A 13,243-nucleotide genomic window follows, 5' to 3' on the forward strand; every position below is an offset into this window, starting at 1 on the left:
CCGTAGAGGACTTTCACCTCCTAGATCAACGCCATGCTCGGCGCACAATAAAAAAGGCGGATATGATATCCGCCTTGTTCTATTTTACCTATTCCACTTATTTCCGACCTAACTGTGTGTAAGGATACACCGGATATGGAGCGACTAACGCAGCACCTGTGTATATTGCCGCTGGCAACATTCCAACAAAACTATAAGTTTGAAACGCGAAATTGTAACTGTGCGTTCCTTGCAACCACTGACCACTCCATGAATCATAACCTTGGAATCCAAATAACTTAGATATATCCGAGTTAAAATAGTCATGAACCTTTGACACTTTATTAATAAAACGGCCAATTAAACCATTTTCGCTATAGAGATGCCGCCCTGATGCTTCTGGAGCCATACCTCCATTGACAAACATCCGAGTATACTCGTTACCTCCATTGGGAGATGTCCCAGGTATTTGTTTATGGCCACGAGTACCATCCGTTAATAAATCACCATCTTTATTGTATTTGCAGATTGAATGACTTCCTCGGCAAGAGCGAAGCTTATAGCTGTCAGTAGCATTCTTCATATACTCAAAGCCTAAAATGATCGCTTGAGATAATGCCGCAAACTTAGCGCCATCACTGCACGAGCCACCAACAATTTTCCCAGTTGCGCACCCTCCGGTCGCGGCCACGGCCACTTTACGTGTCGCATCTAGCCAACCTTTCGTTGGGCTCAAGCCATTATATGCACCAATAGCACCAGTAATTGCTCCTACCGCAGCCCCTCTCAATGCGCCGTCCCAACTGTCCGTCAATATTCCCCCCGCAAATGCACCACCAGATGCCCCCGCCAGCGCACCAGCCGTAATTCCGTTCGCCATCGTTCCTGAGACTAAATAGCTACCGCCATATTTAGCAAGCATACCGGCATAGGCTCCTCCGGTATAAACCGTGACAACAACACTTGCAACAATCGCAACGATCTTCCGATGTTTGTCGACAAAGTCTTTAAGATCGTTCCATTGTCTTCGGAACTCTCTGCCTATTCGCTTAAAGAAATGCCCCGAAGGATCGTTGTACTTCAGCGGATTATTCAGTACATAGCTGTACCTATTGAAAGATTGGCTGTTATCCGGCGATTGGATGAAGATATCAGCGCTAATGAATCGAGCAATTGAGGCATCATACAGGCGACCATTCATATGAATCAGGCCGACTTCATCAATACTCTCATGACCAGTGTAGGTTCGATTAAACATGACAGCTTGCAAAAGAACATTTTGCGGTTGGGCCCATTCAAATGGTCGAACTTTACCCCAAGGATCATATAGCTTACGGTCCACCACATTGCCCCACATATCTGTCACCATATCAACAGACTTCAATGCGTCAGCATGACTGTAGCGAATTTGACGATCGACAGAAGCAAAATTTCCCGAGCCATCAGTTTTAACGGTATTAATATTTACAGCAACCAAGCCATCACCAGCGTAAATAAATTGCTTGTGTTGAATGTCCCCTGAACTTAACTCTGTTCTTTCATATACCTTGCCAAAATACCAAGTAGTATCACCAGTATTTGTCTGTTTTTGATAACGAGTATTGGATTCATCGTAGTTGAAGCGCACCCAAGCATTACCCTTCACAATTTCAGTAGGTTTATTCCACACGTTCCATCGAATATCGCGATTACTGTCTGACAGCATATTTCCGTTAGCATCATAGGAATAAGTCAACTCACCAACTTGCGTAACAGCATGTTTATGCTTGGGATCTGCGTACACATAGTGTCCAACGTCGGATTTGTATCGGATATTGCCGTTGGCTGCGTATGCCATCGAGTACGTTTTATTAAACAATGGGTTATCAGCGTGAGCTTGGTTTACCCCTTCCAGATAATAGTCTGTCAAGCGGTCTTGCTTATCGTAATAGTAGGTTTCCTTGATGTCGTTGACTAAGTCATGGCGACTTTTCACATTGTCCATCCGGTCGTAACTATAATGAATACCGCGTACGAGTTTCGTGCCTTGCTTAGTATAGATATTCAGTAGCTGTCCGTTTCCTTCGTGATAGTCGTAACTGTTTACCAAACCATTGCCGAATATTTCGGATGTGATACGCCCCTCAGCATCCAACGCATTCAGTTTCCAATAGGTCACTTTACCTGCATCTGGATTTTGTTCTTTCAACTCGCTAAGCCAATTGGATTCGCTTTGAGATTGGCTCGCCAAGGCTTGATATTTCTGAGAGACCAGTTTGACCTGTTTCACCAACTTCACTAGTTGCTCTGCCGCAGCTAGGTAGCTTTGCATTCGCTGAGTTGTTAGCTGTTCAACATACTCCAGTCGATCAATTTCTCCCGCAAGATCGGTAAGTTCGGTAAACATCGCTCTCATGCGTTGATCGTAAAGTGGATCGTCTCTGTCCAGATTAAATGTGGCTAAACTCATACCACCGTCACGAGAGTAATTGCCATAATACGCAATCTGTCCCTCATCCTGCAGCAGATTTTTCACCATCTCCCACTCTTCCAAACTGACTTGTCTCAGCAAATTCCCTTCTATTTTCAGATGGAATTTAGGCTGCTGAATGATGGGAATAAGTACATTAGCTGGAATCAGCACCGTGCGAGAAGAGACTTCAAAATAGCGTTCTCCATATTCATCTACATATACCGTCAGTGGTCGGCCATGCAATTCGGAATACATTCTCTGAGAAAATTGTTCGTTCTCAGCTCGACCATCAAACGAAATAACATTGGCTTGCAAAGCTTCATACTCTTTCCGTCTTTGGGCGTAGAAATATTGTTGTTCCTGCAAGTCCCTAATGTTTGAAACATACTCCTTCGCTTTAGCCAGTGCTTCAGTGATCAAAGGTTGAATCACCTGCTTAAACTCTTGCTCAGTAAAGTTAACTTGCGCTTGAGAAATGTCCCCCCATACCTCGGTGTTTATCCCCGTGGCACCATCTCTTTCATAATGGAGTACAAACTGGTCAGGTCGAGATTCACGAATCAGTTGCCCAATCGTGTTGTATTCTAAGTCGCGAGTAAACGTATGATCTTCAGTGATCACTTCTTCACGGCTAAGTAACCCTTTGTCGTTATACACAAAATTCTTAATCGTTTCTCCAACGACTTCGGTCTGCAGTAACGCTCCAACCCATTGCCGAGAACCGACCTGATCGTATCTCCAGTAGATGGTTCTGCTCTTACTCTGCTCTTCTCCATTGGCTATTACGACATTCTCTTCGGTTTGAGCACTTTTTCGGCCCAACTTGTCATAGGAGAAATTGACTGTTTGTCCTTTTGCATCCGTTTGTTGTATCAACTGCCCAAAACCGTCATACACATATGTCCAAATTCCAAGATCTGGATCGTCTATAAACGTTTTCTTCCCTTGCAAGTTGTATTTGGTGGAAACCATTTCCCCCTCAGAAGCAATCGCATTTTTGAGTAAACCGTTCGCATAGTATTCGTAGCGAATGCTCCCACCTTGAGGTTCGGTTTTCTGGATCTCCCATCCCAGTACATTCGTATAGGTAGTATTAACCCGACCGTTGGCATCCGTTTTTGCCACAGAGAAAGGGGCATATTGATACGTTACCCAGTTTTCTTCTTTACCCGCAGGACCAGGTTCTCGAACGGAAACGATACGCCCTAAATCGTCGTATGCGGTAGTAATGTACTGTGGAATGTCCCCTTGGTAGTAGGGTTTGGTAACCGAAATTAAGTTCCCTTTGGCGTCATAGGAAGAGTCAACTAGCACCCATTTACCATCAACAGAAAGTGTCGCTTTTCGCACTTCTCGTTCAAGAAAATCGTACAAACTGATTTTCTTACCAGCACCTATGGATTCATTGACAATACAGTAAACTGCGTTGGATAGAGAAAACTTACAATTGTCACTGTCCGCTGAATATCTGTGAATGGCACTTTGTAGCATACCATTTGAAGTACGAATGTGTGTTTCTCTACCAAAACCGTCTAACGTCGTTGTCGTTGTTAAACCATTAGCGCCGCTATTTGAGATAACTCCTTGATAAAGATCCATGGACTCTTCAACAATTTGGCCCAGAGGGTTAGTGATTTTAGTTTTGACCACATCGCCTTCATACGTAAACTGATATTCTGTTGAGCGTGTTTCATTAAAGCTTCCGTTGGTGGCAGTGATTGCCTCAAGTTCAACAATACCTTGGGCATTTCTCTGTTTTGCAGTTTTGACCGCAAAAGCTGTTCCGGGGTATTCAATTTGTTCAACTAGCAATCCAGTTTGAGGGTCGTAGGCAAACGCAGCTTCTTTGCTACTTTGCGACCCATCGCTATGTACAAGCGTTGTTTTGGTATGCTCTAACAGACCGACAAGCCACCGACTCTCATTGTTAGAGTAACGGTTTTCTGTGATCTCACTGAAGACTTCTTCCCGACCAGTTATTGGGTTAACACCAGACGTTGTAGTAATTACTTTTCCAACATTGCCAAACTGATCAACATCCAACTGCTCTACTTTTACAACACTTTGCACATCCCCCGTATCGGTATAGCGCGTATCGACTCTTTGCTTCTGATAGGTCGCGTAACTAGAACGGTTTATTGGTGTCGAAATGTAATTGACGACCGTTGTATAGTCACTTTTCTTAACCGCCTTTACGATTTGGGTAGGAAGACGCTGCTGCAATAATTCCGCATTCATTTGATCCGATACCGTAGACATGGACCAAATTGGTGAAGCTATTTGAGGATCTGTAACCTCCTCTTCCACTAAGAAATACTGCGTTGATGGAACAATAATTGGTGTTAGTGGCGAACCACCGATCGGAACAAACTTATCTGCATCAGAAGCATATTTTTTCCCCTGATATTCAACGAGTTTGTAGTCTGAGGCAAGTAGCTCTACTTCACGTGCCACTTGGGTTTCTGAACGACGAATCTTGGTTGCGGTTAAGGTTTGTTGATGACTTGCATAATCCATTTGCGAAGAGCCAAGTAGTCTTAACTCTCTAAAGTTCCAAAATGAGCCTTCGAAGCACTCTTCGCAATCTGCAGACAAGTTCTGATGGTTACCTAAGTAATCGGTGTGTTTTCTAATCAAGCCCGTATAGGGAAACTCAGTATAAAAATGAGTTTCCGCGTTGCGTGTATTGATGCCATCGACAAAGTCTCGTTGACGGATCCAAGTAAAACCAGATTCAGTTGCCCCATCGAAGGAGTTGCGCACAGGACCAAACTGAAACAGATAGTTGTTTTTCCCTTTCCCGTTGTCTGTCTCTAAACGATAAGCCACCGGATAAGATGCCGGTAGGTTTCGTTTACCGGGTTCTGCGGACTGAAAAGATTCCACAATGGTGTGATCTTTATAAGGGCCAAACCAGACTCTCGATTTATGGCCCAGACCATTTGTGACGCTTTTGAGCAACAAAGTACCATGATTGTTTTGTGTTGCCGCTTGACACTCGATACGGTTAGATACTTTTTTGCAAAAATCAATCACACCGTCTTGGTTCAAGTCCATAAAGGAGTTAAATCCGCTTCCCCAAGCGTTCACCGAAAAATCGTAACTGCGTTTGTTGATGTTGGAACATTTAACGGTATTGCCTACGCCACGGCAGAAATCCACTACGCCATCTTGGTCTAAATCAACCCACCAACGTTTGTCTGCTGCGCCAAGCTCGGCAGTCCAATCAATACCTCCAACCAATACAATATCATCTTCCAATTGTTCGATTGTGCCCAGCGAACCTAGTGAACAGGTTAAATTTTTCTCTTGGCCGAAGTCATTTTTGGTTACTCGACAAAAATCACTCGCACCGTCGCCGTTAACATCCACCCACCAACGGCTATCAACTTTGGTTTCTGCAGACAGCGAATAAGTTTTGTTTTTCTCCAAGACATCGGAGCCAGAGAAAAAAGTACATCGAACGGTTTTATAATCCACACTGCAAAGATCGCTGCTTCCATCACCGTTCAAATCCACCCAAAATGTTGAATCGGCGCTAGCCCATTGCATACCTTTAACGCTGACGGTATCAGACCACTCTCCATCAGCTTGCGGCTCTGAACACAGCAATTCATCACCAAGGCGACGACAGTATTCAGGAACACCATTGGCATTGGTGTCTTTCCACCAACGAAACTCTTTCATACCCAACAGAGATAAAGGCCACTGCAGTTTCTCCGTTGTACCATCTGGGTTAAAACTATCACAATGTAACTGACCGGATTCCACGCGGCAAAAATCGGATTTGCTATCGCTGTTAATATCAATCCACCAGTGAGCATCCTTATCGCCCCATTGGCTTATTGAGTACGTTTTAACCGAGAGATTCGTGCCGACATCAAGGTGGCATATCAATCCGGTATTACCTGTTTTACAAAAATCACTAATACCGTTGCCATTGATATCAACCCACCAACTGTGAGTTACCGCAGCCCCCCAATTGGCAGGCATTTGTATATTGCCCCAGTTTTGCAAATCATGGCTGAGAACGGTTTGGCCAAAATATGGCTTATTGGCTTGAGGAAGTGTCATGGCTTGCCAATCAAAGCGAGTCCCTGGCATACAAACATCATTTTTATCGCAATACTCCACTTTACTCAGGAAAGCACCCGCTGTTTCAGCCATTCCAGCTTGCAAGTCATAGTGGAACTTGTAGTAATTTTTCAACTTGCCATTGATGTTAATATCAATTTTATGCAGATGTTCACGTTGAGCTTTAACTACTCCATTGACCTTGGAGTGAGTAATAAATGAGGAAGTAGAATTATAGATGTTTTTATAATTAAAGCTTACCTGGTAAATGTCATACTCTATCGACGCTAACTGGCCTAAATCATCATAGTGGTAGTTTATCGGCGCAGATTTGGGGTGACTTAACTCTGACGCAAGCAACCAAGATTGTGACAACTCATGGTAATTGTAACGCTTGGATGAACCGTTTTTCTCTTGTAAGACAAAATAGCTATTGCTGCTGGTTGTATTACCGGAGAGCGTTAATTTCGCTTGAGTATTGATATAGGTAGTGTAGATTGACTGATCTTTGCCAATCGTTCCGTCTACAGCAACAAGTCGGTTACCATCAAGGCAGTAATTGTCGGTTTCCGTCAATGTGACTGTATTGTAATCACCATCGATATAAGGCACATCACCACAACGGCTAATAGACGATAAGCCACTGAGTGTAAAACCTGCGCCAAGTGCGCTTCGCAACGTTCCAGCACTGGAATAGCTAAGTGCGAGTGCGGGTTGAATACCACCGATACCATTGGGAAGATTCAATGGGATCTGATAATAGGCGACCCCTTGTTCGATTGAGAGCTCACCGGGAAGTGTACCAACCGTCGAAGACCACGCTGGTATCGCTATTCCTGATATGAGTAAACCTAGCCATTTATTCATTCTTAAGCCTTTTTAATTAGACAACTCTATTATTTCTTTTTCTAAATTAGAAATTCTCTTGTTGATTTCCATATTTTCACCGTCAGAACTACTCTGTACATCAGTAGCTTTAATATCAAAACCATCATTAAACACCGATTGTCGCAAACTCTTAACGGCAATCTGGCTATTGAGCTTTTCAACAGTAAAAGTTTCTTTCCCAAGATCGCTGCTGAAATTCTCAGAGCGTTTTAAATATTTTTCTTCAACTGAATCTTTCGTACCAAAATCAGACCAAAGTAAAATATTTATTATTAGCAGAATAAGTATTGTGACAAATGTCACCGATATCCATACTTTAGGTATTATTCCCTTTTCCATTCAACCTCCAAAATAGAGAAAATAATAGATATGCTTTAAATCCAAAAGAAGAAATACATTCAACAATGACATACTTCACACACTTAATATAAAGTGTAAAAAATACTTTTCCGTAATTAATACCTGTAGATAATAGGAGCTTCAAATAAATAACTTAGGCTAGGAATATGAAAAAAATCATCATCGGCATTATCAGTTTACTACTTTCTTTTGCTTCACACTCTGAAATCTACACAGACGCAGGGACAAAATGGTACGGTCCTTATACAATTAAAAGCGTATCTCGCCAGATTCAGCATGTCCACCGAGTATCAATCCAATTTAATGAGTCCATAGAAACGACTTGTGAACTGAATAACACTACCAGAAGAGTTACTAACGTCGCTGACAATTACATCGTTGTTGACGCTATTTTTTCTGGCGCACTTGCAGCACAAGCGCAAAACAAACCAGTGAGAATACTATTGACTGGTGCGTGTCACGCTACACATGGATTAAACTTATGGGGAATTGAGGTCATCAATGAATAGAAATACAGGACTAAAAGCTTTTTTCCTAATCGCACTGCTGACTGCCACAAATGCTAGTGCTGAGATAGGTAAATGGTATGGGCCAGTGACTATAGAGAAAATGGGACACCTGATGGACCAACCTTACGGAAACACTGAACGTTCAAAATTATTTGTAAAATTCAAAGAGCCGATAGAGATAGGTTGTGCTGCGACACAAGAAGGAAAAATAGCCAGTTATCGCTCTCCGAGTCCAAATGAATGGAATCAAAACTGGAATGGCACCTGGCAATCGCTCATCATGACGGCCCATGCTCAGAAGAAGCAAGTAATGCTCTATCTTCAAAAAGAAATATGCGATCCGACTTATGGCGCACTCATACAAGGTGTCGAGATTATCCTTTAGCCTATGTTGAACAAAAAAACCGCGCCAAGGCGCGGTTTTTTACACAGAACTCGGCTAAAAAAGCTTGTGCCGCCCGAGGAGCGAATGAGACAAGGTTGTGCCATCCACCAGCTCAAGCTCGCCGCCAACAGGCACCCCGTGGGCAATACGGCTAGCAGTCACTTGATGCTCACGGCATAACTCTGCGATGTAATGCGCGGTGGCCTCGCCTTCAACCGTTGGGTTGGTCGCCAGAATCACTTCCGTGATGTCACCACGACGCAAACGATAATCCAGCACATCCAAACCAATATCACTCGGGCCGATGCCATCTAAAGGCGATAGATGCCCCATCAGCACAAAGTAGCGGCCAGAAAACTGCCCTGTAGCTTCTACGGCGGCGATATCTGCCGGGCTTTCCACCACGCACAATAAGCCGTTTTCCTGACGTTTTGGATTGGTGCAGATGCTACACACTTCCTCTTCAGTAAAGGTTCGGCATTCGTTGCAGTGGCCGATTTCGGTCATCGCATGATTTAGGGCGTCTGCAAGCTGCAATCCGCCTTTTCTGTCTCTCTGTAACAAATGAAAGGCCATACGCTGCGCCGACTTGGGGCCAACCCCAGGTAGACAACGTAAGGCCTCCATCAATTGTTCCAGCATATGACTGGTACGCATTGGCTAACCTTGTCGATTAGAAAGGCATTTTCATGCCCGGTGGTAGTTGCATACCGCCAGTGATGCTTGCCATCTTCTCTTTTTGCGTCTCTTCAACACGGCGCGCCGCATCATTGAACGCAGCGGCGATCAAATCTTCCAGCATCTCTTTATCGTCTTCCATCAAGCTTTCGTCGATGTCAACGCGGCGCACGCTGTGGCTACCTGTGATGGTGATTTTAACCAGACCCGCGCCTGATTCACCCACCACTTCCATATTCGCGATTTCTTCTTGAAGCTTTTGCATGCGCTCTTGCATTTGCTGGGCCTGCTTCATTAAGTTGCCCATACCGCCTTTACCAAACATGTTTATCTCTCTGGTTGAATGAGGTGTTCACAATGGATGGGGTCGAGAAAGCGATATTTCAACCCCGGGAATATTTTAGACAGGTCGAACACTGTCTCTGTCCAGTTCCGCGCTAAAGCGGCGCAAAATAAACTGCACGTTAGGATCTTCTTCTAGGCTGGTAAAAGCCTGCTGTAATTTCTGCTGATAGAGACGCTCACGCAGCTCCAAAGGTGTTTCACCTTGCTCGCCAATCTCGACCGAAAGATGACACTCATCTCCCAGCACTCGATTGAGTGCGTGCAGCAGCTCGTTTTGCGCCTTGTCGGTGTTCAAGTGTTGCTGATGCGGCCGTAGCGTCAAGGCGATGGTCGAGCCCTCTTTTTGGTAGACTGAATTGAGAGCAAGCTGCTCAACCAGTTTTGCCGTCTCCAATCGAGTAATAAGGCGCGCCCATTCACTTTGTTCAAGGGATTGCGCGATCAGCTTTTCCGCCATCTCTGGCGTTTTTTCATGCTCAAGAGCACGTTTGATTTCACTTGGCGTCAGCTCTTTCTGTTTTGGTTGCTGCGGTGCAAGGGTTGGACGCCACTGATAAGGCTCGTTATCCGCCTCTACCACCGTTTCTATGGCCGCAACTTTGCTTGGCGACATCGACATCGTGCCGGCATTTTTCTGCGCGACGCGATCTAACACCGACTCTTTACTCGCCGATGTCGCGTTAGGCTTTTTTGCCCCACCACTTTGTTGTAAGCCTTTGCGCTGCGATCTCAGCTGATGGCGCAACCCTGTAGCAGGAGTTGGCGCTGGAGATTCAGCAGCAGGCGTTGCCATTTCGCGCACGTCGGGGTGATAGGGCGACTCATAGTGCTCTGGTGGCCTATCATCCGTTGGAACGTCATCCATATAGTGCGCCGGCACATCATACTGCGCTGGCGGCTGTTGCATCGGTGGTGCAGACGCTAAAGGGCGTGATGGCTCAGGTTGCACATTGGGCTGACCACCCGTTACCTGTGCATGTTGACTGGCTGGTGCGCTGGACGATGCGGGTGCTTGAGCTTGCTCTACAGGCGCAGGAGCGGGCGAAGAAACCGGTGTGCTCTCGCTTGAAACAAGATTTATCTGCGCCGCTGTTGCTGGACGAAATGCCATCATACGCAACACGATCATTTCCATACAGATGCGGCCGTTTGGCGCAAGCGGCAAGTCTTGCCGCCCTTTCAAGCTAATTTGATAAAAAAGCTGCACGTCTTGCGGCGACAAACTGCGGCTCAACAGCTCAATTTTTTCCGCATCGGGCTGGCTTTTATCGAGTGTAGACGGTAATAGCTGATACATACCGACACGGTGCAACTGCGTCGCTAACTGCTGAAGTAGGCCATCCCACTCAACACCGTTTTGCGCCAGATACGCCACTTTTTCCATCGCGACTTGCGGCTGTTTGCTGCTGATGGCTTCCAGAAGATGAATAGCTTGGTCAGTATCGATGGTGCCGAGCATGTGACTTACAACGTCAGTGAGGATGTTGCCATTACCGAGCGCAATCGCTTGATCAGTTAAGCTCAGCGCATCACGCATACTGCCATCGGCAGCATAGGAAATCATGCCAAGTGCACGCGCTTCCGCCGTCACTTGCTCTTTGGCGAGGATCACATCCAACTGTTGGTGAATTGCATCAACGCCAATTGGTTTGAGATGAAACTGCAAACAACGCGACAAAATAGTCACTGGCAGTTTTTGTGGATCGGTGGTTGCGAGTAAGAACTTCACATACTCCGGCGGCTCTTCCAGCGTTTTTAACAGCGCATTGAAAGAGTGACGCGAGAGCATGTGAACTTCGTCGATAAGATAGACTTTGAATCGACCACGTGCTGGTTTGTATTGCACGTTATCCAGCAGTTCACGAGTGTCTTCCACCTTAGTGCGAGAAGCGGCATCAATCTCCAGCAGATCGACAAAACGGCCTTGGTCAATCTCCTGACAAGTCGCACACTGGCCGCAAGGCTGCGAGGTAATGCCCGTTTCGCAGTTCAATCCTTTGGCAAACAGTCGTCCAATAGTGGTTTTACCTACCCCTCGAGTACCGCTAAAAAGGTAAGCGTGATGTAAGCGATTGTGGGCTAGTGCATTTTCCAATGCGGTCAAAACATGACTCTGCCCAACCACTTCCTTGAACTGACGCGGACGCCACTTTCGCGCTAAAGCTAAATAACTCATTGACTTAATTAGTGTCCTTCGAATTCACAGATGCTGTAAACGTTAAGGCCTAGGGCTTCTAAACGTTTATCACCACCAATCTCTGGCAGGTTGATCACAAAAGCAGCGTGTTCGACCACACCACCTAGTTGGCGGATCAGTTTAGTGGTTGCTTCAATGGTACCGCCGGTGGCCAGAAGGTCATCAACCACCAAAACTTTATCACCTGCGCTGATCGCATCAACGTGGATTTCCAGCGTATCAACGCCATACTCGAGCTCGTAGGATTGAGCTAGCGTCGCGCGTGGCAGTTTACCCGGCTTACGCACAGGGACAAAGCCGACGCCCAGTTGCAACGCAAGTGGCGCACCAAACAGGAAACCACGTGCTTCTGTGCCGACCACTTTGGTAAAGCCCATCTCTTTGTATTTGTCGACCAGCAGTTGAATGGTCGCTTGGTAGGCCGCAGCGTCTTCCAGCAGACTGGTCACGTCGCGAAAGAGAATCCCCGGCTTTGGGTAATCCTGAATGCTTTTTATACTGGCTTTGATCTGTGAAATTGTGTTGGTAGTCATAATATCGATTTACTTAAGATTGGCTCACCGCCCTCTGTTGTTATCACGCTATTATGAGGGCAAGGAACGGGTGGTTCTCGTCGTTATAGGGCTGACATCGAAAGTCCATAACGCTAAAAAAACAAACGCCCACTCGAAGAGCGGGCACACTTTTCTTCCCAATTCTAGTCACTTTCCCTGCACTCATCAACCGAACCAATCACAGGGAGACGTACAAAAATGCTAAGCAAAACGATTAACCCGCACATCAGCGCAATTTTCAGCCAGAGAAACGGGACGAACCAAATGGAAAAGGCAAAACTGAAAAGGATAAATAGCGCACCACGATTTTTCACCTGTGGAGTAACGGCTCGGTGTTGCTGCCAGTTGGTCAATACCGGGCCAAACGTTTTGTGGCGATGTAACCAATGATGGAATCGTGGGCTAGAACGTAGAAAACAAGCGCTGGCTAGCAAGATAAACGGAGTGGTAGGTAAAAGCGGTAAGACAATGCCTGCAATGCCTAAGCATAAACTGAGCCCACCAACGATATTAAGCAGAAAACGGCGAATACGAATGATGGACTCCAGTATTTAAAAACCAGCGTAACCGTTAAAAACACGTAGCCAGGTTAAGGTTGCAGGTAGGGTTGGAATTAAAAGCACCGCGATAAAACCAAGGAAATAAAAAAGGTTGTACGGCTCTTTGAAGTCTTCGTTTGCCATGATGTCACTACTCTTCGCTAGATAACTTTACTTTTGCTCACTGGTTAACCTGAGGTTACCAAAGTGGCTTATTATTGTTGCGCGGCAACTATACAGCAAAGGTCTCCGGCCAAACACCGAAGAAAAGTAAGGTTAAATG

Annotated in this window: 10 protein-coding genes; 2 read left to right on the forward strand and 8 right to left on the reverse strand. The window is 45.5% G+C overall.

Annotated elements, in window-relative coordinates; all coding sequences use genetic code 11:
* Window positions 1–97 precede the first annotated feature (97 nt).
* Together I3X05_RS11730 and I3X05_RS11735 are read right to left on the reverse strand one after the other, a co-directional pair.
* Window positions 98–7,372, reverse strand: coding sequence for an RHS repeat-associated core domain-containing protein (locus I3X05_RS11730; protein WP_045570548.1), 7,275 nt, complete (start codon window positions 7,370–7,372; stop codon window positions 98–100).
* Window positions 7,373–7,384: 12 nt separating this feature from the next.
* The gene (locus I3X05_RS11735; protein WP_045570547.1) at window positions 7,385–7,732 is read right to left on the reverse strand and encodes a hypothetical protein; all 348 of its coding nucleotides are present in this window, start codon (window positions 7,730–7,732) and stop codon (window positions 7,385–7,387) included.
* 167 nt (window positions 7,733–7,899) lie between these two features.
* Here I3X05_RS11735 and I3X05_RS11740 point away from each other — a divergent pair, with 167 nt between their 5' ends.
* Window positions 7,900–8,262, forward strand: a complete 363-nt coding sequence (locus I3X05_RS11740; protein WP_045570546.1) for a hypothetical protein — start codon at window positions 7,900–7,902, stop codon at window positions 8,260–8,262.
* On the forward strand, window positions 8,255–8,647 hold the full coding sequence (locus tag I3X05_RS11745; protein WP_045570545.1) for a hypothetical protein: 393 nt from the start codon (window positions 8,255–8,257) through the stop codon (window positions 8,645–8,647). Before I3X05_RS11740 ends, I3X05_RS11745 begins: the two co-directional genes overlap by 8 nt.
* Window positions 8,648–8,701: 54 nt before the next feature.
* Here I3X05_RS11745 and recR read toward each other — a convergent pair whose 3' ends face one another.
* The 6 genes from recR to I3X05_RS11775 form a co-directional block, all read right to left on the reverse strand.
* Entirely contained in the window at window positions 8,702–9,304 is a 603-nt protein-coding gene (gene recR / locus I3X05_RS11750; RefSeq protein ID WP_039440073.1) for a recombination mediator RecR, read from the reverse strand.
* Between the two features lie 16 nt (window positions 9,305–9,320).
* Complete coding sequence (locus tag I3X05_RS11755) at window positions 9,321–9,650, reverse strand: YbaB/EbfC family nucleoid-associated protein (protein WP_039430063.1); 330 nt, start codon at window positions 9,648–9,650, stop codon at window positions 9,321–9,323.
* Between the two features lie 75 nt (window positions 9,651–9,725).
* Entirely contained in the window at window positions 9,726–11,846 is a 2,121-nt protein-coding gene (dnaX, locus tag I3X05_RS11760) for a DNA polymerase III subunit gamma/tau (RefSeq protein ID WP_045570544.1), read from the reverse strand.
* A gap of 8 nt (window positions 11,847–11,854) precedes the next feature.
* Window positions 11,855–12,400 carry an adenine phosphoribosyltransferase gene (apt, locus tag I3X05_RS11765; RefSeq protein WP_045570543.1) on the reverse strand — a complete coding sequence of 182 codons (546 nt, stop codon included), beginning with the start codon at window positions 12,398–12,400 and terminating at the stop codon, window positions 11,855–11,857.
* A 164-nt stretch (window positions 12,401–12,564) separates the two neighbouring features.
* A complete protein-coding gene (locus I3X05_RS11770; RefSeq protein ID WP_082069679.1) occupies window positions 12,565–12,930 on the reverse strand; it encodes a YbaN family protein in 366 nt (121 codons plus the stop codon).
* A 42-nt stretch (window positions 12,931–12,972) separates the two neighbouring features.
* Window positions 12,973–13,104: a hypothetical protein gene (locus I3X05_RS11775; RefSeq protein ID WP_039430069.1), complete on the reverse strand. Its 132-nt coding sequence runs from the start codon at window positions 13,102–13,104 to the stop codon at window positions 12,973–12,975.
* Window positions 13,105–13,243 lie beyond the last annotated feature (139 nt).

The organism is Vibrio navarrensis, assembly GCF_015767675.1.
In the GTDB taxonomy this organism is placed as follows: Bacteria; Pseudomonadota; Gammaproteobacteria; order Enterobacterales; family Vibrionaceae; genus Vibrio.

Bases quoted from the DNA above. Each gene is read 5' to 3' on its own strand.
- I3X05_RS11730 (WP_045570548.1), bottom strand. From the start codon at position 7,372: ATGAATAAATGGCTAGGTTTACTCATATCAGGAATAGCGATACCAGCG.
- I3X05_RS11745 (WP_045570545.1), top strand. From the start codon at position 8,255: ATGAATAGAAATACAGGACTAAAAGCTTTTTTCCTAATCGCACTGCTG.
- I3X05_RS11735 (WP_045570547.1), bottom strand. From the start codon at position 7,732: ATGGAAAAGGGAATAATACCTAAAGTATGGATATCGGTGACATTTGTC.
- I3X05_RS11755 (WP_039430063.1), bottom strand. From the start codon at position 9,650: ATGTTTGGTAAAGGCGGTATGGGCAACTTAATGAAGCAGGCCCAGCAA.
- I3X05_RS11740 (WP_045570546.1), top strand. From the start codon at position 7,900: ATGAAAAAAATCATCATCGGCATTATCAGTTTACTACTTTCTTTTGCT.
- dnaX (WP_045570544.1), bottom strand. From the start codon at position 11,846: ATGAGTTATTTAGCTTTAGCGCGAAAGTGGCGTCCGCGTCAGTTCAAG.
- apt (WP_045570543.1), bottom strand. From the start codon at position 12,400: ATGACTACCAACACAATTTCACAGATCAAAGCCAGTATAAAAAGCATT.
- recR (WP_039440073.1), bottom strand. From the start codon at position 9,304: ATGCGTACCAGTCATATGCTGGAACAATTGATGGAGGCCTTACGTTGT.
- I3X05_RS11775 (WP_039430069.1), bottom strand. From the start codon at position 13,104: ATGGCAAACGAAGACTTCAAAGAGCCGTACAACCTTTTTTATTTCCTT.